Origin of the sequence: Actinoplanes sp. NPDC049265, from assembly GCF_043197135.1 — a bacterium.
In the GTDB taxonomy this organism is placed as follows: domain Bacteria; phylum Actinomycetota; class Actinomycetes; order Mycobacteriales; family Micromonosporaceae; genus Actinoplanes.
In genome coordinates, this window is the sequence record NZ_JBICSP010000026.1 from 97,024 (window position 1) to 122,031 (window position 25,008).

Annotated in this window: 30 protein-coding genes; 18 read left to right on the plus strand and 12 right to left on the minus strand. The window is 69.4% G+C overall.

The window, feature by feature from the left end:
• Positions 1 to 89 precede the first annotated feature (89 nt).
• The 11 genes from ACGFIO_RS39435 (at position 90) to ACGFIO_RS39485 (ending at position 8,366) form a co-directional block, all read left to right on the plus strand.
• A complete protein-coding gene (locus ACGFIO_RS39435; RefSeq protein ID WP_392835117.1) occupies positions 90 to 566 on the plus strand; it encodes a flagellar hook assembly protein FlgD in 477 nt (158 codons plus the stop codon).
• 3 nt (positions 567 to 569) lie between these two features.
• Positions 570 to 1,763, plus strand: coding sequence for a flagellar hook protein FlgE (locus ACGFIO_RS39440; RefSeq protein ID WP_392835120.1), 1,194 nt, complete (start codon positions 570 to 572; stop codon positions 1,761 to 1,763).
• Between the two features lie 221 nt (positions 1,764 to 1,984).
• Positions 1,985 to 2,269: a flagellar FlbD family protein gene (locus ACGFIO_RS39445; protein WP_285685859.1), complete on the plus strand. Its 285-nt coding sequence runs from the start codon at positions 1,985 to 1,987 to the stop codon at positions 2,267 to 2,269.
• Positions 2,269 to 3,060 carry a flagellar motor protein gene (locus ACGFIO_RS39450; protein WP_392835123.1) on the plus strand — a complete coding sequence of 264 codons (792 nt, stop codon included), beginning with the start codon at positions 2,269 to 2,271 and terminating at the stop codon, positions 3,058 to 3,060. Before ACGFIO_RS39445 ends, ACGFIO_RS39450 begins: the two co-directional genes overlap by 1 nt.
• A 75-nt stretch (positions 3,061 to 3,135) precedes the next feature.
• Positions 3,136 to 4,143 (plus strand): flagellar motor protein MotB, encoded by a 1,008-nt coding sequence (locus ACGFIO_RS39455; RefSeq protein ID WP_392835126.1) that lies wholly within the window; start codon positions 3,136 to 3,138, stop codon positions 4,141 to 4,143.
• A 17-nt stretch (positions 4,144 to 4,160) separates the two neighbouring features.
• Positions 4,161 to 4,622 carry a flagellar basal body-associated protein FliL gene (gene fliL / locus ACGFIO_RS39460; RefSeq protein ID WP_392835128.1) on the plus strand — a complete coding sequence of 154 codons (462 nt, stop codon included), beginning with the start codon at positions 4,161 to 4,163 and terminating at the stop codon, positions 4,620 to 4,622.
• Positions 4,623 to 4,709: 87 nt separating this feature from the next.
• Positions 4,710 to 5,666 carry a flagellar motor switch protein FliM gene (locus tag ACGFIO_RS39465; RefSeq protein ID WP_392835131.1) on the plus strand — a complete coding sequence of 319 codons (957 nt, stop codon included), beginning with the start codon at positions 4,710 to 4,712 and terminating at the stop codon, positions 5,664 to 5,666.
• The gene (fliN, locus tag ACGFIO_RS39470) at positions 5,663 to 6,418 is read left to right on the plus strand and encodes a flagellar motor switch protein FliN (protein ID WP_392835132.1); all 756 of its coding nucleotides are present in this window, start codon (positions 5,663 to 5,665) and stop codon (positions 6,416 to 6,418) included. The genes ACGFIO_RS39465 and fliN overlap by 4 nt, the downstream gene beginning before the upstream one ends.
• 4 nt (positions 6,419 to 6,422) lie before the next feature.
• On the plus strand, positions 6,423 to 6,827 hold the full coding sequence (locus ACGFIO_RS39475) for a FliO/MopB family protein (protein WP_392835135.1): 405 nt from the start codon (positions 6,423 to 6,425) through the stop codon (positions 6,825 to 6,827).
• A gap of 1 nt (position 6,828) precedes the next feature.
• A complete protein-coding gene (gene fliP, locus ACGFIO_RS39480; RefSeq protein WP_392835137.1) occupies positions 6,829 to 7,605 on the plus strand; it encodes a flagellar type III secretion system pore protein FliP in 777 nt (258 codons plus the stop codon).
• A complete protein-coding gene (locus ACGFIO_RS39485) occupies positions 7,602 to 8,366 on the plus strand; it encodes a flagellar biosynthetic protein FliR (protein ID WP_392835138.1) in 765 nt (254 codons plus the stop codon). Before fliP ends, ACGFIO_RS39485 begins: the two co-directional genes overlap by 4 nt.
• 109 nt (positions 8,367 to 8,475) lie before the next feature.
• Here ACGFIO_RS39485 and ACGFIO_RS39490 read toward each other — a convergent pair whose 3' ends face one another.
• From ACGFIO_RS39490 to ACGFIO_RS39535, 10 genes are all read right to left on the minus strand, one after another.
• On the minus strand, positions 8,476 to 8,964 hold the full coding sequence (locus tag ACGFIO_RS39490) for a hypothetical protein (protein ID WP_392835141.1): 489 nt from the start codon (positions 8,962 to 8,964) through the stop codon (positions 8,476 to 8,478).
• A 5-nt stretch (positions 8,965 to 8,969) separates the two neighbouring features.
• Positions 8,970 to 9,332, minus strand: coding sequence for a response regulator (locus ACGFIO_RS39495; RefSeq protein ID WP_392835142.1), 363 nt, complete (start codon positions 9,330 to 9,332; stop codon positions 8,970 to 8,972).
• On the minus strand, positions 9,329 to 9,817 hold the full coding sequence (locus tag ACGFIO_RS39500) for a chemotaxis protein CheX (RefSeq protein WP_392835145.1): 489 nt from the start codon (positions 9,815 to 9,817) through the stop codon (positions 9,329 to 9,331). The genes ACGFIO_RS39495 and ACGFIO_RS39500 overlap by 4 nt, the downstream gene beginning before the upstream one ends.
• Positions 9,814 to 10,200 (minus strand): response regulator, encoded by a 387-nt coding sequence (locus ACGFIO_RS39505; protein ID WP_392835146.1) that lies wholly within the window; start codon positions 10,198 to 10,200, stop codon positions 9,814 to 9,816. The genes ACGFIO_RS39500 and ACGFIO_RS39505 overlap by 4 nt, the downstream gene beginning before the upstream one ends.
• Before the next feature lie 3 nt (positions 10,201 to 10,203).
• Positions 10,204 to 11,055 carry a CheR family methyltransferase gene (locus tag ACGFIO_RS39510; RefSeq protein ID WP_392835149.1) on the minus strand — a complete coding sequence of 284 codons (852 nt, stop codon included), beginning with the start codon at positions 11,053 to 11,055 and terminating at the stop codon, positions 10,204 to 10,206.
• A complete protein-coding gene (locus ACGFIO_RS39515; protein ID WP_392835151.1) occupies positions 11,052 to 12,176 on the minus strand; it encodes a chemotaxis response regulator protein-glutamate methylesterase in 1,125 nt (374 codons plus the stop codon). The genes ACGFIO_RS39510 and ACGFIO_RS39515 overlap by 4 nt, the downstream gene beginning before the upstream one ends.
• On the minus strand, positions 12,176 to 13,063 hold the full coding sequence (locus tag ACGFIO_RS39520; RefSeq protein WP_392835154.1) for a hypothetical protein: 888 nt from the start codon (positions 13,061 to 13,063) through the stop codon (positions 12,176 to 12,178). Before ACGFIO_RS39520 ends, ACGFIO_RS39515 begins: the two co-directional genes overlap by 1 nt.
• Positions 13,063 to 13,500: a chemotaxis protein CheW gene (locus ACGFIO_RS39525; RefSeq protein WP_392835157.1), complete on the minus strand. Its 438-nt coding sequence runs from the start codon at positions 13,498 to 13,500 to the stop codon at positions 13,063 to 13,065. Before ACGFIO_RS39525 ends, ACGFIO_RS39520 begins: the two co-directional genes overlap by 1 nt.
• A 1-nt stretch (position 13,501) precedes the next feature.
• On the minus strand, positions 13,502 to 15,859 hold the full coding sequence (locus tag ACGFIO_RS39530) for a chemotaxis protein CheW (protein WP_392835159.1): 2,358 nt from the start codon (positions 15,857 to 15,859) through the stop codon (positions 13,502 to 13,504).
• An 81-nt stretch (positions 15,860 to 15,940) separates the two neighbouring features.
• On the minus strand, positions 15,941 to 16,642 hold the full coding sequence (locus ACGFIO_RS39535; RefSeq protein ID WP_392835161.1) for a response regulator transcription factor: 702 nt from the start codon (positions 16,640 to 16,642) through the stop codon (positions 15,941 to 15,943).
• 170 nt (positions 16,643 to 16,812) lie between these two features.
• On the opposite strand from ACGFIO_RS39535, the gene ACGFIO_RS39540 reads away from it, so the two are divergent.
• A complete protein-coding gene (locus ACGFIO_RS39540; protein ID WP_392835164.1) occupies positions 16,813 to 17,487 on the plus strand; it encodes a sensor histidine kinase in 675 nt (224 codons plus the stop codon).
• A 116-nt stretch (positions 17,488 to 17,603) separates the two neighbouring features.
• A complete protein-coding gene (locus ACGFIO_RS39545) occupies positions 17,604 to 18,086 on the plus strand; it encodes a CAP domain-containing protein (protein WP_392835167.1) in 483 nt (160 codons plus the stop codon).
• Here ACGFIO_RS39545 and ACGFIO_RS39550 read toward each other — a convergent pair whose 3' ends face one another.
• The gene (locus ACGFIO_RS39550) at positions 18,087 to 19,136 is read right to left on the minus strand and encodes a UDP-N-acetylmuramate dehydrogenase (RefSeq protein ID WP_392835170.1); all 1,050 of its coding nucleotides are present in this window, start codon (positions 19,134 to 19,136) and stop codon (positions 18,087 to 18,089) included.
• Between the two features lie 49 nt (positions 19,137 to 19,185).
• Here ACGFIO_RS39550 and ACGFIO_RS39555 point away from each other — a divergent pair, with 49 nt between their 5' ends.
• The 4 genes from ACGFIO_RS39555 (at position 19,186) to ACGFIO_RS39570 (ending at position 22,667) form a co-directional block, all read left to right on the plus strand.
• Positions 19,186 to 19,944, plus strand: coding sequence for a maleylpyruvate isomerase family mycothiol-dependent enzyme (locus ACGFIO_RS39555; protein ID WP_392835172.1), 759 nt, complete (start codon positions 19,186 to 19,188; stop codon positions 19,942 to 19,944).
• A gap of 117 nt (positions 19,945 to 20,061) precedes the next feature.
• Positions 20,062 to 21,429: a GH1 family beta-glucosidase gene (locus tag ACGFIO_RS39560; protein WP_392835175.1), complete on the plus strand. Its 1,368-nt coding sequence runs from the start codon at positions 20,062 to 20,064 to the stop codon at positions 21,427 to 21,429.
• Between the two features lie 4 nt (positions 21,430 to 21,433).
• Complete coding sequence (locus ACGFIO_RS39565; protein WP_392835177.1) at positions 21,434 to 22,450, plus strand: LacI family DNA-binding transcriptional regulator; 1,017 nt, start codon at positions 21,434 to 21,436, stop codon at positions 22,448 to 22,450.
• The gene (locus ACGFIO_RS39570) at positions 22,437 to 22,667 is read left to right on the plus strand and encodes a hypothetical protein (RefSeq protein WP_392835179.1); all 231 of its coding nucleotides are present in this window, start codon (positions 22,437 to 22,439) and stop codon (positions 22,665 to 22,667) included. Before ACGFIO_RS39565 ends, ACGFIO_RS39570 begins: the two co-directional genes overlap by 14 nt.
• Here the strand turns inward: ACGFIO_RS39570 and ACGFIO_RS39575 are convergent.
• A complete protein-coding gene (locus tag ACGFIO_RS39575) occupies positions 22,630 to 23,211 on the minus strand; it encodes a TetR family transcriptional regulator (RefSeq protein ID WP_392835180.1) in 582 nt (193 codons plus the stop codon). The genes ACGFIO_RS39570 and ACGFIO_RS39575 overlap by 38 nt on opposite strands.
• Before the next feature lie 79 nt (positions 23,212 to 23,290).
• Between ACGFIO_RS39575 and ACGFIO_RS39580 the strand changes: the two genes are divergently transcribed.
• Positions 23,291 to 24,757, plus strand: coding sequence for an MFS transporter (locus ACGFIO_RS39580; RefSeq protein WP_392835183.1), 1,467 nt, complete (start codon positions 23,291 to 23,293; stop codon positions 24,755 to 24,757).
• Positions 24,758 to 25,008: the final 251 nt, after the last annotated feature.

Here is a 25,008-nt window from a genome sequence, read left to right on the forward strand (position 1 = left end):
ATCACCCCCGGGGAAATCGTGACCTAAGCGGATGGCGCGAGTGGCCGAAAACCAGGGAGTAGGCCGCCAAAACGTCAGGGGGAACGGTCATGACCTCGCCGATCAGCGGGAACGTGAGCAACCAGTACGACAACACGGCCGCCAAGTCGACGTCGCTCTACACCAACAAGTCCACCACCGACGCCGGCACCGACAAGAAGCTCGGCGACCAGGACACGTTCCTCAAGCTCCTGGTGGCCCAGCTGAAGTACCAGGACCCGAGCAACCCGGCCGACTCGACCCAGTTCCTCGCTCAGACGGCCCAGTTCACCCAGGTGGAGAAGCTCGGCGAGATCGCCGACATGCTCTCCGCCCAGCAGCTGATCGGCGCCAGCGCGCTGGTCGGCCGCACTGTCACCTATCAGGACGCGGACGGCGTGAGCCACACCGGCGTCGTGACGAAGACCAAGCTCAACGGCGACAGCGGCCCGACCGTGACGGTCGGGAACATGGATGTGGAGCTGTCGAAGGTCACGGAAGTCCAGGAAACCTCCGACCCCGCCACCTCCACCACGAAGGAAGCCTGATCCATGCTGCGTTCCCTGTTCTCCGGCATCAGCGGACTCCGCGCGCACCAGCAGATGATGGACGTCACCGGCAACAACATCGCCAACGTCAACACCACCGGTTACAAGTCCAGCCAGACCGTCTTCCAGGACACCCTGTCGCAGATGGTCAACGCGGCCGGTGCGCCGCAGAACCAGTCCGGTGGCACCAACCCGGCCCAGGTCGGCCTGGGCGTGCGGCTGGCCAGTATCAACGCCAACTTCGGGCAGGGCGCGGCGCAGACCACCGGCAAGTCCTCGGACATGATGATCCAGGGTGACGGCTTCTTCGTGGTGAAGAGCGGCGGCGAGGCCCTCTACACCCGGGCCGGCTCGTTCACCTTCGACGCCAACGGTTCGCTGACCACGCCCAACGGGCAGATCGTGCAGGGCTGGAGTGGCGACGGCGACGGCAACGTCAACACCTCGGGCGCACCGGGCGACATCAAGCTGCCCATCGGCATCAGCCTCTCGCCCGAGATCACCGAGAACATCACGATGACCGGCAACTTCTCCAACGAGGCGGTGATCGGCACCAAGAAGGAGATCCCGGTCAAGGTGTACGACGCCGCCGGCGCCGCCAACACCATGGTGGTGGAGTTCGAGAAGACCTCCGCCACCGAGTGGACGTTGACGCTGCCGGACGGCTCGACTCAGCCGATCACGTTCACCGACGGCAAGGCGGTCGGCACGCCCGACCTGGACACCGGCGAGGACACCGGCAAGGTGACGGTGGGCGCGTACACGTTCGACATCCACGATCTGACCCAGTACAGCGGCAACACCGAGGCCCGGGTGAGCAACTCGGACGGGTCCGGGGCCGGTGTGCTCAGTTCGTACACGGTGTCCAACACCGGCCAGATCGTCGGTGTTTTCTCCAACGGCCTGAAGCAGACCCTGGGCCAGGTCGCCCTGGCCAACTTCAACAACGTCAACGGCCTGGAGAAGATCGGCGACTCGATGTTCCGCAGCACGGTCAACTCGGGTCTGGCTCAGGTCGGCGCAGCCGGCTCAGCCGGTCTGGGCCTGATCACCAGCGGCGCGCTGGAGATGTCGAACGTCGACCTGGCCCAGGAGTTCACCAACCTGGTCATCGCCCAGCGCGGCTTCCAGGCCAACAGCCGGGTCATCACCACCTCCGACGAGATCCTCCAGGAGCTCGTCAACCTGAAACGATAAATCGGATGCGTGGCCCGGCTCAGCGCGGGTCGGGCGGCAACACCGGCATAGGCCGGGGTCGGGCTATCTCTGCCGACTCCGGCCTCTGTCTGTTCCCAGCGAATACCGCAGGTCGCACCCCAACAGCGACCATTGCGCGCTCATCGGCAACCGACAGCGGGCCGATGGACCAGTTGACGGGCTACGGATGGCCCAACCAGCCGCAACATGACTGACCAAGGATGGACGTCTTGATCCTCGTAACCCGCATCAACGGTGCCGTGTTCGCACTCAACCCGGACCTGGTCGAGCGAGCCGACTGCACGCCCGACACGGTCATCACGCTGGTCGACGGCACCAAGTACGTCATCTCCGAATCCGTGCCCGAGTTCATCGACTCGGTACGCCACTACCGCGCCTCGCTGATCGCCCAGGCGAGCCGCCTCGAAAGTGAGCCCGCCACCGCGGTCTCGGACAACGTCGAGCAGGACGCCGTCGTGCTCCCGCTGCACCGGAAGGACCGCTGATGGACATCGCAAGCATTGTCGGCATCGTCGTTGCCGTCGTCATCGTGTTCACCGTCCAGATCCTCGAGGGCGGTAACCCGGCGTCGATCATCCTGATCCCGTCGATGCTGCTGGTGTTCGGCGGCGCGTTCATGGCGGCCATGGCCGGCGGCGTGCTGAAGGACGCGATCGGCGTCGGCAAGTCGTTCCAGCGGGCGCTGCTGGCCAAGGTCGCCCCGCCCACCCAGCTGGTCGACGAGGTCGTCAAGCTGGCCGAGCGGGCCCGCCGGGAGGGCCTGCTGGCCCTGGAGGACGCGGTCAAGACCGTCCAGCACCCGTTCCTCAAGCGTGGTCTGCAGCTCGCCATCGACGGCACCGACCCCGAGGAACTGCACGACATCCTGCACGCCGAGATCGGCGCCAAGAAGAAGGCCGACAAGGCCGGCAAGAAGATGTTCGAGAACATGGGCGGGTACGCCCCGACCGTCGGCATCATCGGCACGGTCATGGGCCTGGTGCACGTGCTCGAGAACCTGGACAAGCCCGAGTCGCTCGGTCACTCCATCGCCGCGGCGTTCGTCGCCACCCTGTGGGGCGTGCTCTCGGCCAACCTGATCTTCCTCCCGATGGCGGCCCGGCTCGACCGGCTGTCCGGCATCGAGGTCGACGAGATGGAGCTGGTGATCGACGGCGTGCTGGCGATCCAGGCCGGCTCCAACCCGCGCCTGGTGGCGCAGAAGCTTCGTTCCCTTCTTCCCCCGGACGCGGCCAAGGCGGCCGAGGCGGCGGCATCGACCAAGAAGGCCGCGTGATCTGCGCGCGAGCGCAGCGAGGCCACCAGACACAGCTGAGTCGTTCATGGCGACCGGAGCGAAGCGGAGATTGACATGAGTAGCGGCGGGGGCGCGAAGAAGAAGAAGGGCGGTCACGAGGAGCACGAGGAGCACGTCAACCACGAGCGCTGGCTCGTGTCGTACGCCGACATGCTCACGCTGCTGTTCGTGCTGTTCGTGGTGCTGTTCTCGATGAGCAGCGTCGACCAGAAGAAGTTCGCCGAGCTGGCGGCCGGCCTGTCCGAGGGGTTCGGTGCGCAGAGCGCCGCGTTCAGTGGTTCGGCGGCGACACTCGACGGATCCGGCAACTCGACGTCGGTGGTGCCGATCGACCCGGGCGTCAACCCCGGCGACGGCGGTACCGGCACGGAGAACATGTCCCAGAAGGACAAGCAGGCGGTCGAGGCCGCTCTGCGGGCCGAGGCCCGGTTGAAGGCGTCGAAGGATGCCGAGGCCGCGACCAAGGAGGCCAAGAACCTCAAGCAGGTGGAGGAGAAGGTGACCGACGCCCTGGTCAAGGCCAAGCTGCGCGACCAGGTCAAGTTCACCATCAACGAGCGCGGCCTGGTGATCACCGTGATCACCAACGAGGTGGTCTTCGACGGCAACCGGGCCGACCTGCGGCCCGGCGGCGAGAAGATCCTCGACGCGATCGCGCCGGCGCTGGCCAAGCTGCCCAACAGCGTCGAGGTGGACGGGCACACCAACCAGCTCAAGGCCACGACGACGTACTACCCGAGCGGCTGGGAGCTCTCCGCGGCCCGGGCCTCGACCGTGGTGCGTTTCCTGACCGGGCACGGCCTGCCCAAGGACCGGATGAGCGCGGTCGGGTTCTCCGACACCAAGCCGCTGATCAGCCCCAAGGACCCGAGGTCGGTGACGATGAACCGCCGTGTCGACGTCGTCGTCCTGACCCAGCTCACCGCCGAGCAGGCGGCGTTGCTGCCGGCCGCCGCGGGCGACGACAGCAAGTTGCACGCCGGCGCTACGACCGCCGAGGCCGCGGCCGAACAGAAGGCCGGCACCACGACCACGACCACCACCACCACCACGACTGACTGAGACAGGGGGACCGGGAGATGGCTGAAGAGAAGACAGAAGCGGCCGAGGCGCCGAAGAAGTCCAAGAAGTTGCTGCTGATCATCATCATCGCGGTGGTCGTCCTGGGCGGCGGTGGTGCCGGGGCGTTCTTCATGTTGAAGAGCGACAAGGCCGAGGCCAAGCCGGCGCCGGTGAAGGGCGCGGTCGTGTCGATGGACAACGCGATCACGATCAACCTGGCCGACGCGCATTACCTCAAGCTGGGCTTCACGCTGCAGCTAACCGAGGCGGCGGGCGAGACCGCACCGGACATCGCCGAGGCCATCGACCTGGCGATCGACGAGTACACCGGCCTGAAGATCGGTGAGCTGGAGACCGAGAAGGGCCGCGAGGCGAAGAAGGCGGACCTGCTCGCGAAGATCGAGAAGGCGTACACCGTCGAGGGCGCGACCGAGTCGCCCGTGATGGACATCTACTTCACCCAGTTCGTGACGCAGTAAGGCAAAGCACGCGGATGGGCAGGCCGGTCACACCGGACCTGCCCATTCTGCGTATTGCGGCGCGGGAAGGGGTGAAATGACGCGATTATGGGTTATGTGACCTCCACCGCCGCGCGCCCGCCGGGCAAGATGTCGCGCCGGGGCAGCGGGCCGACCCTGTACGACTTCCGCCGGCCGATCAAACTGTCCCGCGAGCACGTTCGCTCGCTGCAGATCTGCTTCGAGACGTACGCCCGCAGCTGCGGCAACCTGCTCACCACCCGGCTGCGCGTCGTCAGCAGCGTCACCCTGGCCTCGATCGAGCAGCTGAACTACGACGAGTACGTGTCCGCGCTGGAGAACCCGACGGTGATCGCGATGGTCACGATCGACCCGCTGCCCGGCACCGTGCTGATGGAGATGGCCTCGTCGGCGGCGATGACCGCGATCGACCACATGCTCGGCGGCCCCGGCGGGGCCCAGCCCGAACGCCCGCTCACCGAGGTCGAGATGCCGCTGCTGCGCGGCCTGCTCGAGCGGATGCTGGGCGAGCTGCGCTACGGGTTCGAGACCCTGGTCGACATCTCGCCCAAGTTGCGGGAGATCGAGTACAACGCCCAGTTCCTGCGGGCCCACCAGCCCAGCGACGCGGTGGTCATCGCCTCCTTCGACGTCAAGATCGGGACCGAGGAGTGCGTGGCGAGCATCTGCCTGCCGTACAACACGATCCTCCCCGTGCTCGAGAAGCAGGAGCAGATCGAGCTCACCGCCCAGGAACGGATGGTCCGCGACTCCTCGCAGCGCAACCTGACCGCCGGGCTTTCCGCCGCGCCGATCGACGTAGCCGTCCGATTCCAGCCCATTCGTATGCGTACGGATGACATCGTGGATCTGCGGCCCGGTGACGTCGTGCCGCTGAGCCACCCGACCAGCCTGCCGCTCGACGTCACCGTCAACGAGACCGTGTTCGCCCACGCGGTCCCCGGTAACCAGGGCGCCCGGCTCGCGTGCCTGATCGTGCCCACGCCCGCGGAGGCCCCGTCGAAGGAGGTTGGCCGTCGATGACCGCGCCGACGATCACCGCACCCCAGCTCGCACTGGCCCGGACCGCCGCCGAGGCCGCCCTGGCCGTGCTGCCCACCAGCCGTGAACTGGTGGCCGGCGAGCCGATCGCGGCGACCACCGACACCCTGACCGAGGGTCAGGCGATCACCGCCAAGTTCAGTGGCGCCGCCACCGGCGAGGTGGTGGTCGTGGTCGGCCAGGACCTGGCCGACGCGCTCAAGGAGAGCCCGCTCGGCGAGCTCGACCTGACCGCGGCGGTACGCCCGGCGCTGGAGGCCGCCGCCCGCGTGTTCGGGCCCACCGTGCTCGACCCCGGTCAGCTGATGGAACCGGGCGTGGCGCTCAGCGCGATCGCCGCCAAACCGGACGCGGTGGCCGTGCCCCTGCTGGACGCGGGCGAGACCCGGGCCGTGGTGGCGCTGGCGCTCAGCCCGTGGCCGGCCGACGGCGAGAGCGGTGGCGGCGGGATGGCCGCGCGGTCACCAGGCGCAGCGGCCATCCGGGGCGGCCTGGACATGCTGCACGACGTCGAGATGGAGGTCTCGGCCGAGCTCGGGCGGACCCGGATGAGCGTACGCGAGCTGCTGTCGCTCTCCCCCGGCGCGATCGTCGAACTCGACCGGGCCGCCGGCAGCCCCGCCGACCTGCTGGTCAACGGCCGACTCATCGCGCGCGGCGAGGTGGTCGTGGTGGACGAGAACTTCGGCATCCGGATCACCGAGATCGTCGCCCCGGGCAGCGAACGGGAGTGACCCCTTGTTCGAACTCGCCCTGCGGATCGGTTTCTCCCTCCTGGTCGTCTTCGGCCTGATGTGGGGCCTGGCCAAGGTGGCCCGGCGCGGGGTGAGTGGCGGCCGCGGGACGGGGACGCTGTCGGTGCTCAACCGGCAGCAGCTGGCCCGGGGCGCGGCCGTGACAGTGGTCCAGGTGGCCGATCGGGCGCTCATCCTGGGCGTCACCGATCAACAGGTCAGTCTGCTCGGCGAAACCGAGCTGGCGGTGTTCCAGAAGCAGGCCGCGCACCCGCACGAGAAGCGGGACGCGGTCGACCTTCCGGCGGACACCTTCGTCCCTCCGGGGCGGCTGGACGGCTCGGCGCTGTCCCCCAAGGTGTGGCGCTCGACCATGGACTTCCTCCGCGACCGGACGACGAGGCGCTGATATGCGGCGTACCCTCTGGATCTTTGTTCTAGCCCTTTGCGCGGGAGTGATCCTCCTGCCGGACACGGCCATGGCCGCGCCCGCACCGCCCACCCCACCCGCCTCGCCCAACGTCAACATCGACATCGGCGGTACCAACCCCGACGGCAGCAAGCCGGCCACCTCGCTGGTCATCGTGCTCGGCCTGACCCTGCTGTCGGTCGCGCCCGCGGCGCTGCTGCTGTGCACCTGCTTCACCAAGGTGTTCATGGTCCTCGGGATCACCCGCAACGCGCTCGGGCTGCAGAGCATGCCGCCCAACCAGGTGCTGGCCGGGCTGGCCCTGTTCATCAGCCTGTTCATCATGTCGCCGACCGTGTCGCAGGTGAACCAGCAGGGCGTGCAGCCCTATCTCAAAGGCGACAAGAGCCAGTCCCAGGCGTTCCGCGACGGCGTCAAACCGCTGCGCGAGTTCATGTGGCGGACCACCCGCGAGGACGAGGTCGCGCTGCTGGTCAAGGTGTCCAAGCAGGAGACGCCGAAGAACAAGGACGACGTCGAGCTGACCACGCTGATCCCGGCGTTCGTGCTGTCCGAGATCCGGGCCGCGTTCATCATCGGCTTCGTCATCTTCATCCCGTTCCTGATCATCGACATGGTGGTGTCGGCGTCCCTGATGTCGCTGGGCATGATGATGTTGCCACCGGTGACAGTGGCGATGCCGTTCAAACTGTTGCTGTTCGTGCTGGTCAACGGCTGGGGCCTGGTTATCACGGCGCTGGTGGCGAGCTACGGGTGAACTGGGACGTACCCATCGCCGAACTGCTCTCGATCATGCTGGGTGCGGTCCGGGCGGGCGCGTGGCTGGCGATCTGCCCGCCATTCCAGAACCGGATGATTCCGGCGCAGGTCAAGGTGCTGCTGTCCATCGCCATCACCCTGCCGATGACGCCGTACCTGCGCGGCCACCTGCCGTCGATCGAGACGCCGGACATCATCGCCTGCGCGGCGCTGCAGGTCTTCGTGGGCGCGGCACTGGGCTTCATCACCGCGATGCTGTTCGCCGCCATCCAGGCCGCCGGCGACCTGATCGATGTGTTCGGCGGGTTCACCCTGGCCATGGCCTTCGACCCGCTGTCGATGAACCAGAGCTCGATCTTCGGCCGGTTCTACAACCTGACCGCGGCGACGCTGCTGTTCGCCTCGGACGGGCACCAGCTGATCCTGCGCGGGTTCCTGCAGTCGTACCAGGCGCTGCCGTTGAACGCGAACATCTCCATGGAGACCTTCAGCAAGCTGCTGCTCTCGGGCATCGCCGAGATGTTCCTGGCCGCCCTGCAGATCGCCGGCCCGCTGATCGCGGTGCTGTTCCTCACCGACGTCGCGTTCGGCCTGCTCAATCGGGTGGCGCCGGCGCTGAACGCGTTCCAGCTCGGCTTCCCGGCCAAGATCCTGCTGGTCCTGACCCTGTCCGGCACCGCTATCGCGATGCTCCCCCGGGCCCTGGACGGCCTGGTCGACAAGGCCGTCGCCGCGGTCGTCCACCTCACCGGCGGCTAACCAGTCAGTGATAGCCCAGGACGGTATCGGCGGGCCGAATACCGTCCTGGGCTACCACTTGTACCTGACCTTGGGCTTGACCTCGGGCTTGACCGCTCTTGATCCTGACCTACGGCGCGAACGACAACGAGTACTTCCCCTTGCCGTAGCGGTTCACCTCGATCATCAGGTCGAGGCGGCGGCCGAGTGCGAGGAAGTGGGCGCGGGCGTCGTTCGGCAGCGGCATCCCCGGATACACCACCTGGTAGAGCTTCACGTGCGGGCCGCCCTCGCGGTTGAGCAGCGAGGTCAGCACGTTGAAGAGCTCGAAGACGTTCTCGGCCAGGTTGGGGGCTAGCTTCTTGTCGTCGATGCTGTCCTCGGCCGCGCCGGCCGGGAGCAGGCCCAGCGCCGCACCGACGTTGGCCGCCAGCTCCAGCTGCATGCCCATCACGGCGAAGATCTGCTGGTGGCTGTCGGTGTAGATGGCGATCGTGCCGCCGGGCAGGTCCTCGGCGGTCATCGGCGGGCCGGGGCTGACGTTGCAATCGCGTCCGAGCAGGTCCTCGAAGAGGTTGCGGACGAGGTGGGAACCGGGGATTACCGAGGTGTCAGACATAAATATCATCCCAAGATCGGAGAGAGGACCTCATCGAAACGTTCGGCGGTGAAGGGCTTGACGATGAAGAACAGCGAGCCCGCCGCCTCGGCCTGCTGCTGCATCTCGGGCGTGCACTCCGAGGTGACGAAGCCGAACTTCACGGCGTTGCCGGCCGAGCGCAGCTGGCGGAGCACCTCGATGCCGGTCATCTCAGGCATGTTCCAGTCGGAGATGACCAGGTCGGGGCCTTCAGCCGTGGCCTTGTCGAGTGCCTCCTTGCCGTCCGCGGCCTCCACCAGGTCGTGGTCGCCGAAGCCGGCCTGACGCAGCGTCCGGGTGACGATCTGCCGCATCACCCGGCTGTCGTCGGCGATCAGGATCTTCATGCGGACTCCCCCTCCTTGTTGCTGTCCCGGCTCTGCCACATCGAGACCGACACCGGCTCGCCGTCCCACACGCCGTAGAGACCGCTGAGCCGCTCGGCGGCCGGATACTTGGTGGCCGAGTCGGGGGCCATCACCACCTGCGGCAGGGACAGGAAGCAGCCGGCCGGCAGCATCGCCTTGACGTTGCCGCCGACGATGTTGGCCAGCTCGCCGAGCACGTCGGACAGGTCCTCGGCGCCCACCTCCTCGACCTCCATGGCCAGGAAGGCGGCGGCGGCCATCTTCGCGGCCCTGATGGAGGACGCGTAGACCACGTGCCCGGTCCAGGATCCGGTGATCGAGACCGACGAGTGCACCTCGGACGGCTGCTTCTCGTCACCGGTCGGGATCAACGGGTTGATCCCCTCCGGGTCCAGGTAGGACACCCAGACCTGTTCCACCATCTCGGCGAGGTCGCCCTCATTCACCACGACGTCGACGCTCATGAGTTCGCTCCGGTCGGGACAAGGCCCAGCAGGGCCAGCTTTTCGATCATCGCGCCCTCGGTGAAGGGCTTGATCACGTATTCGTGGGCGCCCGCCGCGAGCGCCCGCACGATCTGGCTCTGTTCGCTCTCGGTCGTGACCATGACCAGGGTCATCTCCCGCAGGCGCGGGTCGGCCCGGACCCGGGTGACGAACTCGAGCCCGTTCATGTTGGGCATGTTCCAGTCGATCAGGGCCAGGTCCGGCACCTCGGTCATGGTGGCCAGCAGGTCCAGTGCCTCCTGGCCGTCGCCGGCCTCGGTGGCCTCGAAGTTCAGTTTGGTGACGATGCGCTTGAGGATCATGCGCATCGCTCGGGAGTCGTCGATCACCATGGCGCGCATGTTTCATCCCCTCCTGGCAGCACCGGCGCCGACCGGCGCGGCGCTGCGGATCCGGTAGGCGGAGGTCCGTCCGGCCGCCACCCGTTCGTAGTTGTCGTCGATGCCGATGGTCGTCTCGGCCGCGCCGAGGAACAGCCAGCCGTCCGGCCGCAGCAGCCGGGCCACGTTGCGCAGCACGTTCTTCTTGGTCGCGACGTCGAAGTAGATCAGGACGTTGCGTAGGAAGATCACGTCGAACTGGGGCATCGGCGGCAGGGGCGCGGTCAGATTCATCAGCTTGAAGCTGACGTTGCGCCGCAGGGCGGGCGCGATCCGCCAGTGCGCGCCGGCCCGTTCGAAGTACTGCACCAGCTGGGCCGCGGGCAGGCCGCGGTTGACCTCGACCTGGCTGTACTCGGCCGTCTCGGCCCGCTTGACCATCTCGGTGGAGATGTCGCTGCCCATGATCTCGTAGCCCCAGCCCGGAGGCAGGTGCTCCTGCAGGGTGATGGCCAGGCTGTACGCCTCCTGGCCGCTGGAGCTGGCCGCCGACCAGAGCCGGATCTTGCGCTGGCTGCCCCGGGACTTGACCAGCTCCGGCAGCACCACGTCGGTCAGCGCGGTGAACGGCTCCCGGTCGCGGAACCAGGACGTCTCGTTGGTGGTGAGCGCGTCGACGACCCTGCGCTCGTGCTCCTTGTTGGTGCGGCGCTGCAGCTCGGCCAGGAAGTCACCGACACCGGCCGCGCCGACCGCCCGGGCGACCGGGATCAGCCTGGCCTCGACCAGATACTCCTTGCCGGGGGCGAGCACGATCGACGCCTCGCGCCGGACCAGGGTGGAGACGAACGAGAAGTCGGCCTGGGAAAGGGTCATCGGGCCACCGCCGCGGATCGGCCGACCTTGAGCCGGTTGAGCATGCTGGATGCGATGCGGTCGAGCGGCACGATCTCGTCGGCCAGCCCGGCCTGCACGACCGCGCCGGGCATGCCCCAGACCACCGAGCTCGCCTCATCCTGGGCGAGCACCTCGGCGCCGGCGTCGCGCATCACCTTGGCGCCGTTGCGGCCGTCGGCGCCCATGCCGGTGAGCACCGTCGCGTACGCGGCCCCTCCGAACACCTGCGCCACCGAACGGAACATGACGTCGACCGCCGGCCGGCACGAGTTCTCCGGCGGCGCGCTGCTGAGCTGGGTGACCACTGCCGTTCCCTTACGTACGAGCACGAGGTGCTTGTCCCCGGGCGCTATGTAGACGGTCCCGGCGGCGAGTTCCATGCCCTCGGACGCCTCGACCACGGTCAGCGCCGTGCTGCGGTCGAGCCGCTCGGCGAACATCTTGGTGAACACCGGCGGCATGTGCTGGGTGACCACCATCGGCACCGGCAGGTCGGCGGTCAGACCGAGCAGCACCTTGGTCAGCGCGTCCGGGCCGCCGGTCGAGCAGCCCACCGCGAGCAGGTCGACCCGGCCCGGTGGGCCACGGCGCACCGGTGCGGCCGGGCGGGTGGCCGCGGGCCGCAGGGACGGCGCGGGCCGGCTCGGCGGTCCGGTCAGTGGCCGTGCCGGTGCCCGCGACGGCGCCGACGGTGGGCCCTTCTTCGCCAGGGCGTGGATCTTGGGTACGAGTTGTTCACGCACCGCCGCGACCGACTCGGCGATCGAGCCGACGTTGGACGGCTTGGTCACGTAGTCGGTGGCGCCCGCGGAGAGCGCCTCCAGCGTGGCCGACGCGCCCGACGCGGACAGGGTGCTGAACATGATGACCGGCACCTGCTTGTTCCGCTTGCGCAGTTCGCGGACTGCCTCGATGCCGTTCATCTTGGGCATCTCGATGTCCATGGTGATGACGTCCGGCTTCAACTGGTCGATCTTGGCCTGGGCCAGCTGACCGTTGGCCGCCGTGCCGACCACTTCGATACCGGGCGCACCGCCCAGGGCATCGGTGATCAGCTTGCGTACGACGACAGAGTCGTCCACGACGAGGACAGCGATCATCAGGCCACCCCCTTCTCGCCGAGCCAGGACGGGCCGAGCGCCGCGACCACCGGTGCGAGCAGCCGATGTGCCGTGGCGGTGTCCAGCAGGTCACGCACGACCAGCGCCTGGACCGCGCCGCTGAGCATGTTCCACACCCCGCCGGCCCGGTCGGCCAACGGGATACCGGCCGTGTCGACGGCCTGTACCAACAGCATCTGCGCTGCGGCGGCCGTTCGGACCCGATCCGACAGATACGCCGCCCACGAGGCGGAATGCACCGCCGGGGACCACCCACCGGCGTTGCGTCGCGCGTCCTCAGCCGAGGCTGTCAGGCGGGTCAGATCACGCGCCCGGATGCCACGCAGCCGATCCAGCAGGGCGGACACGGCGTAGTGGTGCGGTCCGAGGTCGATCGGCGCACCGGCCGGCAACTTCCGCAACGCGGACACCCAGCCGGCGCCGAGCATCCGGCGGGTCGACTCGCTCAGCACCTCGCGCAGGTAGCTGGCCACCGCGGCGTCGCAGAGCAGGGCGGTGGCGGCGGAGGCCGAGTCGGTCTGCTTCGCCTCCCGGCCGGCGCCGTGCCAGGTCCACGCCATCACGTCGTAGCGCAGACAGGTGAGCAGCGCGTCGACCGAGCCGATGGGCGCCCGTTCGACCAGGGCCAGCGCGCCGGCCGGGTCGTCCTTCTCCAGCGACTTGAGCGACGGCAGCCGCCGGGCGGCGCTCTCCACCTCGACCCAGAGCGGGCCGCGCACGTCCTCGTGCGGCAGCCGTTCGGCCAGGACCGGCAGATCGCCCGGCCCCAGCCGCAGGCCGCGCAGAAGCACCTCGGCCGTGGCCGACCCACCGCCCAGGCGGGTCAGATCGAAGCCGAGGACGGGAGCGCTGACCAGGCTGTACATCAGGTGGTGGCTCGATATGTGTCGACGGCCTGCCGCACGTCCAGGGCGAGCATCAGCCGCCCGTCCAGCTTGAAGGTGCCGACCACGAGCTCGCGGGTCGGCCCGCTGAGGGTGTCCGGCGGCGGCTCGAACGCGTCGTCGTCGAGGTCGACGACCTCGCCGATCCGGTCGACCAGCAGGCTGACCGGTTCGCCGTCGCCGCGCAGGATCACGTTCATCACCGGGCCCTCGAGCGACTGCCGGGCCAGGCCCAGCTGCACCCGTAGGTCGACCGCGGCGATGACCTGGCCCCGCAGGTTGAACAGGCCGCCGACGGCGGGCGGGGCGAGGGGCACCGGGGTGTACTCGTTGTACGAGAGCACCTCCTGCACGGTGTCCACCTCGACGCCGAAGAGCTGATCGGCCACCTCGAAGGTGGCGAACTGCCGGCTCGCCATGTCAGGCCTCCACCAGCATCGGGTCGTCCATGTCCTGATAGAAGTTCGGGTCCGCGGCCAGGATGGCCCGGCGTACGTCGAGCAACTCGGTCACCCGCTGCTGGATCACCGCGGTGCCGACCAGGCCGTCCTCCTCGGCGTCCCGGCGGGCGGTGGTCGAGTTCTCCGCGATGTCCACGATCCGGTCGACGACCAGCGCGACGCTGCGGCCACCCTCGCTGTAGACCACCACCGACACGGTGTCCCCCTCCAACTCCTCGGTGTACGCCCCGAGCAGGTGCGACAGCCGGACCAGGGGCAGGATCTGCCCTCGGTACTGCACCACCTCGCGCGAGCCGGCCTGCTCGATCCGGTCCCGTGGGAACTCCTCGAGCCGGGTGACCGTGTCCAGCGGGATCGCCACCCGGCGTTCGCCGACCGCGGTGACCAGCAGCCGTTCACCGGTGCCGGCGGCGCCCGCGCCCCGCGACGTGCCCTGCACGTTCTGCCGTTCCGAGTCCTGGGCGAGCTGCGAGCGGCGGGCCAGCGAGGACGCGTCCAGGATCAGGCCGACCTTGCCGTCACCGAGGATGGTCGCGCCGGCGTAGATGCCGATGTCCTTGAACCTGCTGTTGAGCGCCTTGACCACGACCTCTTCGGTGTTGAGGACGCGGTCCACGACCAGGCCGAACCGGCGGCCGTCGGCCTGCAGCACCATGATGTAGACACCCTGGTCGCCGCCGACCTCCAGGCCGAGCGCGCGGTCCAGCCGCACCAGCGGCAGGAGTTTGCCGCGCAGCCGGTACACCGGCGCCCCCGAGGCGTATTCGATCTTGGTGGACTGCCCGTCGATGAAGACCAGTTCCAGCACGGCGACCTGCGGGATGACGTACCGCTGGTCGCCGCAGTCGACAGTGAGCGCCTGGATGATGGCCAGGGTCAGCGGGATGTTCAGCCGCCAGACGGTGCCTTCGCCGAGGGTGGAGTCGACGCTGACGGTGCCGCCGATCCGCTCGATGTTGGTCTTGACCACGTCCATGCCGACGCCCCGGCCGGACACGTTGGTCACCTTGGCCGCGGTCGAGAAGCCGGGCTGGAAGACCATCGCCATGATGTCGCGCTTGTCCATGGTCGCCACCTGATCGGCGCGGAGCAGGCCCTTCTCGACCGCCTTCTGCGCGATCCGGTTGACGTCCATGCCGGCGCCGTCGTCGGCCACCTCGACCGCCACGTGCCCACCCTCGTGGTAGGCCCGGAGCGTCAGGGTGCCCTCCGGCGTCTTGCCGGCCGCGGTCCGGCGCTCGACCTCTTCGATGCCGTGGTCGACCGCGTTGCGGACCAGGTGGGTCAGCGGGTCCTTGACCGCCTCGAGCAGGCTGCGGTCGAGCTCGGTCTCCTTGCCCTGCATGACCAGCTGGACCTGCTTGCCGAGGGAGTTGGAGAGGTCCCGGATGACCCGGGGCAGCTTCGACCAGATGTGGTCGATCGGCTGCATCCGGGTCTTCATGATCCCGGCCTGCAGCTCGCTGGTGATCATGCCGAGCCGCTGGGCGCTGCGGACCAGGCCCGAGTCGCCGGTCTCCATCACGCCCCGGACCAGCTGGTTGCGCGCCAGGACGAGCTCGCCGACCATGTTCATCAGGTTGTCGAGCAGGTCGACGTCGACCCGGATGGCCTGGTCGGCGACGCTGCGCTTGGGCGCCTGCTGCTGCAGTGCCTCGTTGACCGCGGCCGGCTGGGCCTTGCCCTCCTCGAGCAGGATCGTGCCGAGCTTGCGTTCGTCACCCTCGAGCTGCGACTGCAGGCCGGACGCGACGTCGGCGGGCTGGGCGGCACCGGACTCGACCAGCATCTCGCCGATCGGCTTGCGCTGGCCCTCGACCGGGTCGGGCGCCGGGCGGGTGCCCTGCTCCTCCAGCGGAGCCGGTGCGACCTCCGGTTCGGCGGCCTCGGCGGCCGGTTCGGCCTCGGCCTGCGCTTCCCCCTCGGCGGCGGGAGCCTGCATCTGGGCGTGTACCGCGCTGATGATGCTGTCCACGTCGACGTCGCCCTCGTTGCCGCTCGCCTCGATCTCGGCGAGCAGCGACCGGACCCCGTCGATGGTGGCCAGCAGCGTGGTGATCGTCTGCGGGGTGACCGGCATGACGCCGTCCCGCAGTTTGGACAGCAGCGATTCACCCGCGTGGGCCAGTGTCTCCAGCCGGCCGAAGGCCAGGAAGCCACTGGTGCCCTTGATCGTGTGGATCGCCCGGAAGATGCGCGAGATCAGATCGCGCGAGTTGGGGTCCTGCTCGAGATCGACTAGATCCCGGTCGATCTGATCCAGGTTCTCATGGCTCTCCATGAGGAACTCGCCGACGATCTCACCAAGGTCTTCCACCGTGCGTCACCCTCCGCTCTAGCCCTACCAAGACCCTGATCGACCTGGGTACGCGCAACCTGAGCACACCCGGCCGACACCTCAGCCTTCCTCGCCGGCCGCCTTGCGATAGCGGTAGCCGAAACCCCGGACCGACTCGATCGGCGACTCGTCCGGATCGGACCAGCCGAGCTTTCGGCGTAGCCGGAGCACGGCGAACTTCACCCGTTCCTGGCCGATCCCGGTCGGATCGTCCCAGGCCTGGGTCAGCAGCTGATTGGGGCTGAGCACCGCGCCGGCGTGCCGGACCAGCGCGTTGAGCAGCCGGAACTCGGTCGGCGTGAGGCGCTTCTCGTCGCCCTTGACGTAGACCCGGCGCTTGGTCGGGTCGAGGTGCACCAGGCCGTCGTCGTAGATCTGGCTGGCCCAGCTGTTCTGCCCGGACGACGAGCGGCGTAGCAGCGCCTCGACCCGGGCCAGCAGTTCGTTGTTGGCGAACGGCTTGGTCAGGTAGTCGTCGGCGCCGCCGCGCAGGCCGCGGACCTTCTCGGCCTCCTGACCGTGCGCGGTGAGCACCAGGACCGGCACGTCGGAGACGTCGCGGAGCCGTTCGAGCACCTGCCAGCCGTCCATCTCGGGCAGGCCGACGTCGAGCACGACCAGGTCGGGGTGCTCGGCGTAGGCCTCCTTGAGACCGGTACGCCCGTCACCGGCGTGCGCGACCTCGTAGCCGGCCCGGCTGAACAGCAGACGCAGGGCCAGCGCGATGTCCGGGTCGTCCTCGACGACCAGGAGCCGGCTCATCCGGCGTCACCGGAGTACGTCATGCTCGTTGCACCCATCGCCACAACCCCCGTCGTGCCGGCTCACACGAAACGCGCGAAACACCGCGATAGCGTGATGTGTCCATTCAAATACGGACAGTTAAACTTTAGCGTGCTTATCCGCTGTCCGGGCCGGTCCGCGAGGATCCGGTGACCGCCACCCCCCAGGCGCGCTTTCTGGCCGTCATCTCGCACGAGTTACGTACGCCGCTGACCACCATCGCCTCTTTCACCGAGAGCCTCGACCACGACGATCTCGCACCGGACGAGCGTTCGCTGGCGGTTTCCGCGGTCCGGCGCAACACCGACCGGATGCTGACCCTGGTCGACGACCTGATGGTGGTGAGCCGGCTGCAGACCGGCGACCTGCCGCTGAACCCCGCCGACGGGCCACTGACGCCGCTCCTGCGGGAAGCGATCGAGCTGCTGGCCGGGCACGAGCCGCACACCGCGGCCACTCTGGAGGCGGCCGACGGTCCCGGCCTGCACGCCGACCGAGCCCTGCTGCGGGAGCTCTTCTACGCGGTGCTCGGCACGGTCGCCGGCGGCGCCCTGGACCGGTCGGCGCGGGTGACCGCCGAGCCGGACGACGACGGCTGGACCGTGACGATCACCGCACGGCAGGCCGAACCGCTCACCGACGAGCACCTGATGGCCGTCATGCTGGCCGAGCCCGCGCCTCCGCACCGGTCGCGCAGCACCGCGCTGTGGATGCTGCTGGCCGACGCCATCGCCACCCGGCACGGCGGGTCGGTCCGCCTCACCTACGACCCGGCGGCCGGCGCCGGGGCCGAGATCCGGCTGCCGCTCAAACTCTCAGACTGACATCCCGGCGGCACTCCTGCCCCGACAATCGCGGTAAACCGGACGTCCGGCGGGAGAGACGGTCCGATACGGAATACCGGACGACGGACGTCCGAGCCCGTATCGGAGGCACCTCAATGATGTGGAAGTACCTCATCGCCGGCCTCGCCATGCCGGCCCTGCTGCTCGCACCGGCCCCGGCGAACGCGGCCACCGTGACGCCGCACTACTCGCCGGACGGAATGCTCAGCTTCGCCCTGCTCACCGCGACCAACGAGGAGCGGGCCGAAGCCGGCTGCCCGCCGCTGCGGGTGGAGACCGAGCTGATCATCGCGTCGGTCGAGCAGAGCGGCTACATGGCCACGACCCGGCAGTTCGGGCACCTCGGAGCGGACGGCTCGACGTTCGTCGACCGGGCCCAGGAGGCGGGCTACACCAAGCCGGCCGGCGAGAACATCGCCTGGGGTTACCGCGACACTGATCAGGTGATGGCCGCCTGGATGGCCAGCCCGCCGCACCGGGCCAACATCCTCAACTGCGAGGCCCGGTCGGTCGGCATCGGCACCCGCCGGGCGGCCGACGGCACGCCGTACTTCACCCAGGTCTTCGGCTGGGAGTAGTCAGAGCTCGCAGGCGATCAGGACCGGTTCGGGATGCAGCTCGATGCCGAACCGGTCCCGTACCCCGGCCCGGATCACCCGGGCCAGTTCGAGCAGCTCGGCGGTGGTGCCGGTGCCACGGTTGGTGAGCGCCAGGGTGTGCTTGGCCGAGATCCGGACACCGTCGCCGACGCCGAAGCCCTTGGTGAAGCCGGCCTGCTCGATCAGCCAGGCCGCCGGGAGCTTGACCCGGCCGCCCGGTGCCGGCCAGTGCGGCATGTTCGGCTCGGGCAGCCGGTCGACCACCGGGTTGGTGAAGAACGAGCCCACCGACCAGGTGTCCCGGTCGTCCGGGTCGAGCACCATGCCCTTGCCCGCGCGCAGCTTGAGGACGGTCTCCCGGGCCTGCTCCAGCGGCACCCGGTCGCCGGCCTCGACGCCGAGCTGACGGGCCAACTCGGCGTACCGGATGGGCTCCGAACCGGTCCCGCGGGTGAGCCGGAAGTCGACCTCGAGCACCAGGCGGCGGTCGCTGTACTTGAACACGCTGCTGCGATAGCCGAAGCCACACTCCTCGGCGGTCAGCGTGACCACGGCGTCGGCGTCCCGGTCGTAGGCGTGCACGGCCACGATCGTGTGCGCGACCTCCTGGCCGTACGCGCCGACGTTCTGGATCGGGGTGGCGCCGGCCGAGCCGGGGATGCCGGAGAGACACTCCACGCCGGACAGACCGTCACGGACGGTACGCGCGACGAAGTCATCCCACACCTCACCGGCCGCCACGCGGAGTGTGACGGAATCGTCGTCCTGTGCGATCGGCCTGATCCCGCGCGTGCGGAGGAGCACCACGTGCCCGGCGAACCCCGCGTCACCGATGACGACATTGCTGCCACCTGCCAGGATGAGCACCGACTCCCCGGCAGCGGAGGCGTTTCGCACGGTTGCGAGCGCTTCGTCGGGTTCGGTGGCCACCGTCAGGGTGCCGGCCGGACCACCGAGGCGTAGCGTCGTGTAAGCCCCGAGTGAACTAAGGGGTGCGTCGGCTCGTTGCTCAGGGGAGACTTCGGACACGAAGTAACCCTAGGCTCATCGATTTCGCAGGACTCGGGCGGGAGCTGTCATGAACAGGTTGCACGCGACCAAGGACTTCTGGCTCGCCGCGCTGCGCGCCGACGGTCCGGCGCTGCAAAACGCGGTGACCGAGGCCGGACCGGACGCCGCCGTGCCCGGCTGCCCGGGCTGGACCGTGGCCGACCTCGTCGAGCACCTGAGCGCCGTGCTGCACCGGGTCCGCGAGTCCGCCCCCCGCGGCGTGACCACCGCGCCCGAGCGCCCGCCGCTGCCGCCCCGCCCGGAGTGGTCCGAGGCGCTCGAGGGCCTGCGCCGCGAGATGACCGGCACGATCGAGACGCTGGACGCGCTGGACCCGGAATTTCCGGCCTGGACCTGGCCGGCCCAGGCCAAGAAGGCCGGCTTCTGGCCGCGCCGGATGGCCCACGAGGTCTCGGTGCACCGGTGGGACGCCGAGGCGGCGGCCGGCCGGCCCCAGCCGATCGAGACCAAACTGGCCGCCGACGGCGTGATGGAGATCCTGGACACCTGGCTGCCGGCCGGGCGGCGCTTCGAGTCGACCGAGTTCCAGGGCGTCGTGCACCTGACCGCGACCGACGCGGCCTACGAGTGGTTCGTCCGGCTCCGCGGCACCGGGGTGGCCCTGCTCGACACCGGGACGATCCTCGACACCGACGACCACCACCCCCGAGCCGAGGCCACCGGCACCGCCAGCGACCTGCAGCTGGCGCTGATGGGCAGGCGACCGATCGAGGCGCTGGCCATCACCGGCGATCCCCGCCTGGTCCAGGCCCTGCACGCCGCCTGATCGTCCCAGCATGTGGAAAGAGTTCCGCAACTCTCGCTGGGTTCCCGCAACCGTTCAACCATTTAGTCTGTAGGTCGGACCTAGGTGGGGCACCCGAACGCAGGAAGCGGTGAAGGCATGACGGCAACCGGGCGGTTCCCGGACGGGTTCGTGTGGGGCTCGGCGACCGCGTCGTACCAGATCGAGGGCGCGGCCACCGAGGACGGGCGCGGGCCGTCGATCTGGGACACGTTCTCGCGTACGCCGGGAAAGGTCCACGCCGGGCACACCGGTGACGTGGCCTGCGACCACTACCACCGCTACCGCGAGGACGTCGCGATCATGGCGGAGCTGGGCCTGCGGGCCTACCGCTTCTCGGTCGCCTGGCCGCGGATCCAGCCGGACGGCACCGGCCCGGTCAACACCCGCGGACTCGACTTCTACGACCGACTGACCGACGAGCTGCTGGCCCAGGGCATCGACCCGGTGGTCACGCTCTACCACTGGGACCTGCCCCAGGCGCTGGAGAGCCGCGGCGGCTGGGCCAGCCGGGAGACCGCTCTCGCGTTCGCCGACTACGCCCAGATCGTGTACGCCCGCCTGGGTGACCGCGTCCCCACCTGGACCACCCTGAACGAGCCGTGGTGCTCGGCCTTCCTCGGATACGCCGCGGGCATCCACGCGCCCGGCGTCCAGGACCCGGCGGCCGCCTTCCGCGCCGTGCACCACCTGCTCCTCGGTCACGGCCTGGCCGCCGAGGCACTGCGCGCGGCCGGCGCCGCCACGATCGGCATCACGCTCAACCCGGACGCGGTCATCCCGGTCGACCCGGACAGCGCCGCCGACCAGGCCGCCGCCCGGATCGCCGACGGCCTGCACAACCGGATCTTCCTCGACCCGCTGGTCAAGGGCGCCTACCCGGACGACATGCGCGAGCTGATGGCCCGGTTCACGCCGCTGGACTTCATCCTCGACGGCGACGAGAAGCAGATCAACCAGCCCATCGACGTGCTCGGGGTCAACTACTACACCCCGTCGTACGTGTCGGCCAAACCCGGTCAGCCCGCCTGGCCCGCCGCCCCCGGCTCGGAGGGCATCGACTTCACCAAACCGGACGGCCCGGTCACCGACATGAACTGGCTGATCGAGCCGGACGCGCTGCGCCGGCTGCTGGAGCGGCTGCACAACGACTACGGCGTACCGCTGATGATCACCGAGAACGGCGCCGCGTACCCGGAGGTACCGGCCCCGGGCTCGGACGAGGTGCACGACACCCGCCGGGTCGAGTACCTCGACGGCCACCTGCGTGCCTGCCTCGACGCCATCGCCACCGGGGTTGACCTGAGGGGCTACTTCGTGTGGTCTCTGATGGACAACTTCGAATGGGCCGAGGGGTACGCGAAGCGGTTCGGCGTGATCCACGTCGACTACGCCACCCAGGAACGCCGCCCGAAGGACAGCGCCCGCTGGTACTCGGACGTGATCCGACGCAACGGCTTGGGGTGAGTGCATGGTGACCCGGGAACGGCCCACCCTCGAGGCGGTCGCCCGGCGCGCCGGGGTCTCCCGGGCCACGGTGTCCCGGGTCGTCAACGGCTCGACCACCGTCGCGGTGACGATCCGGGACGCGGTCAACGCGGCCGTCAAGGAACTCGGCTACGTGCCCAACCAGGCCGCCCGCAGCCTGGTCACCCAGCGCACCGAGTCGATCGCGCTGATCCTGCCGGAGACCGCGAACCGGGTCTTCTCCGACGACCTGTTCTTCCCGGCGGTGATCCGCGGCGTCAGCCAGGAGCTCGACGCGGCCGACAAGCAGTTGGTGCTGATGATGGCCGGGTCGCCGGCCAGCCACGGCCGGGTCGAGCGGTACGCGATGGCCGGTCACGTCGACGGCGTCATGTTCGCCTCCATGCACGGCGCCGACCCACTGCCCGGGGCGCTGTTCCGGCTCGGCATCCCGGTGGTGTGCAGCGGGCGGCCGATGCTGCCGGCCGAGTCGCCGGTGCCGTACGTGGACGTGGACCACTTCGGCGGCGTCGCCCAGGCCGTCGCCCACCTGGTGGCCCTCGGGCGGCGGCGGATCGCCACCATCGCCGGGCCGCAGGACATGGTGGCCGGGGTGGACCGGTTGAACGGCTACCGGGCGGCGCTGGAGGAGGCCGGGCTGCGCGGGCACGTCGCGGTCGGAGACTTCACCCGCGATTCGGGCGTACGGGGCATGAACGACCTGCTCGCCGACGACCCGGACCTGGACGCGGTGTTCGTGGCGTCGGACATGATGGCGCACGGCGCGCTGCAGGTCCTCAAGGACAAGGGCCGCCGGGTGCCGGACGACGTGGCCGTGATCGGCTTCGACGACTTCGAGATCAGCCGGTACAGCGATCCGCCGCTGACCACGGTGCGACAGCCCATCGTGGACATGGGCCGGACCATGGCGCGGCAGATGCTCGGCCTGGTCGACGACGACCGTGACGTGCCGCAGTCGGTTGTGCTCGCGACCGAGCTGGTGGTCCGTGACTCAGCCTGAGCTGCTGCTGCACAACAAGGGGAACCCGGCATCGGCCGTCGACCTCGGCCCGGCTCCCAAGTACAGCTGGTTCGCGCCGGCGCTGCTCGGCCGGATGCTGTACGACGGGACGCTCGGTCAGGCGACGTACGGCAAGGACACCAGCGGCGACCGCGCGATGCTGAGCCGTCGCGGGCTGATCACGATGCTCGGGGACTGGGCGCCAGCAGTCCTCTGATGGCGTCACCGAGCGGCGCCACCAGCGCCTCCTGGTCGACTGTGGCCAGCGGCTCGACCCCGATGACCGACCGCATCAGCACCAGGCCGAGAGCGGTGGCCAGCACGAGTTCGGCCCGCAGCAGCAGTTCGTCGGTGATCTCCTGACCGGTCACGGCCACCGTGCGCTCGGCGAAGGTCCGCAGCACGTTACGCCGGACCTGGTCGGCGCCGGGGTCGCCGGACGAGCGCAGGAGCAGCAGCAGCCGGGTCTTGCCGCTCTCGTCGGCCAGGTTGCGCACCATGCTGCGGGGCATCTCGTCGATGGTCAGGTCGGGCGTGACGGTGCGGTCGAATTCGTCCACGGCGCCGGTCAGGCACGCCTCGAACAGTCCCTCTTTGGACGTGAAGTAGCGGCTGATCAGGGAGACGTTGACGCCCGCGGAGTCGGCGATGTCGCGCACGGTGGTGGCCGCGTACCCGTTGGTGGCGAATCGGAGGCGGGCCGCGTCCAGGAGCGCCCGCCGGGTGCCGGCCGCGTCCCGACGGCGCGTCTGTTGCGTCATGCCCTGCAGCGTATCCGTAGGGCGGTGTGACGTAAACGACCGTTTACATATTCGGGGAGGGGCCCCCACACTGGTTGCCATGACTCAGCCACGCCGTCACGTCAACGGCACCCTGCTCGTGCTCTACCTGTCGCTGGGCGGCCTGGCCTTCGCCACCCTGCAGTCCCTGGTGGCGCCTGCCCTGGGCACCATCGCCCGGGACCTCCACGCCAACACCAGCGACGCCAGCTGGGTGCTCACCGCGTACCTGCTGTCCGCGTCGGTGCTGACCCCGATCCTGGGCCGGCTCGGCGACATGGTCGGCAAGCGGAAAGTGCTGATCGGCGTACTCGCGATCCTCGCCGCCGGCACCCTGCTGGCCGCCCTCGCGCCCAACCTGGTCGTCCTGATCGTGGCCCGGTCCCTGCAGGGCGCGGCCGGCGCGATCATGCCGCTGTCCATCGGACTGGTCCGCGACGCGCTGCCCCGCGAGCGGGTCGGCGTCACCGTCGGCCTGCTCTCCGCGATCTTCGGCGTCGGCGCCGGCATCGGCATCGTCGCGGCCGGCCCGATCGTCGAGAACCTCTCCTGGGAGTGGCTGTTCTGGCTCCCGCTGGTGCTGGTCGTGATCGCCCTGCTGGGCGCCGTCTTCGGCATGCCCGAGTCGTCGGTCCGCAACCCCGGCCACCTCGACTGGGGCGGCGCGCTGATCCTGTCGGTGTCCCTGGTCGCGCTGCTGCTGGCGATCAGCAAGGGCCGCGAATGGGGCTGGGGCTCGGCCGAAACGGTCGGCCTGCTCGCCCTCGGCGTCGTCGCGATGATCGTCTTCGTGCTGGTCGAACGGCGCACGAAGGAACCGCTGATCGACATGAAGCTGATGCGCATCCGCGGCGTCTGGGCCACCGACCTGGTCGCGCTGATCCTCGGCTTCGCCATGTTCGGCACCTTCCTGCTCGTGCCGACCCTGCTCGAACTACCCGCGATCACCGGCTACGGCTTCGGCCAGTCGGTCTCCCAGGCCGGCCTGTTCCTGCTGCCCACGGTCATCACCATGATCATCTTTGGCCCGCTGGCCGGCCTGCTCGACCGCAAGTTCGGCCCAAAGGTCCCGCTGTTCATCGGCGCGGTCGTGGTCGCCGCCGGCTTCGTGGTCCCCGCCCTCTCCCACGGCGACCTGTGGGAGGTCGTACTCTCCGGCCTGCTCACCGGCGCCGGCATCGGCCTGTGCTTCGCGTCCATGTCCAACGCGATCATCGAGAGCGTGCCATCGGCCCAGACCGGTGAGGCCACCAGCGTCAACGCCATCGCCCGAACGGTCGGCAGCAGCATCGGCACCGCGGTCATCGCGGCCGTCATCGCATCCCACTCGACACCACGCGGCCTGCCCACCGACGACGCCTTCACCCTGGGCTTCGCGGTCTGCGCCGGCGTCGCCGTCCTGGCCATCATCGCCGCCCTGCTCGTGCCCCCGGCCCGTCGCCGCCACGCCGAAGCGGTCGCCGCCGGCGTCTCGGACCTGCCGCCCGAGCCCGACGAGATCCACCTGCCCCACCTGTCCAACCGCTGACCGCCCCAACCGCCCGGCGGCGCCACACCGGCCCGCCGTGCTGGACAGCGCCCCGGGCTACCACTTTTGCGCAGGGTGGGCGTGGGAGTGGGCCGGGTGGCTGGTGCGGAGGGAGCGTGCGCCCGGCGGGAGGGAGGGGCGCAACCGCTCACGCAGGTGGAGCGAAGCGACCTCGGCGGGAGTGCCCTGTGTCAACCGGTGGTGGGGTGTTGGGTGAGTAGGCGTTGTAGGGCGCGGTGTTCGGTGGGTTG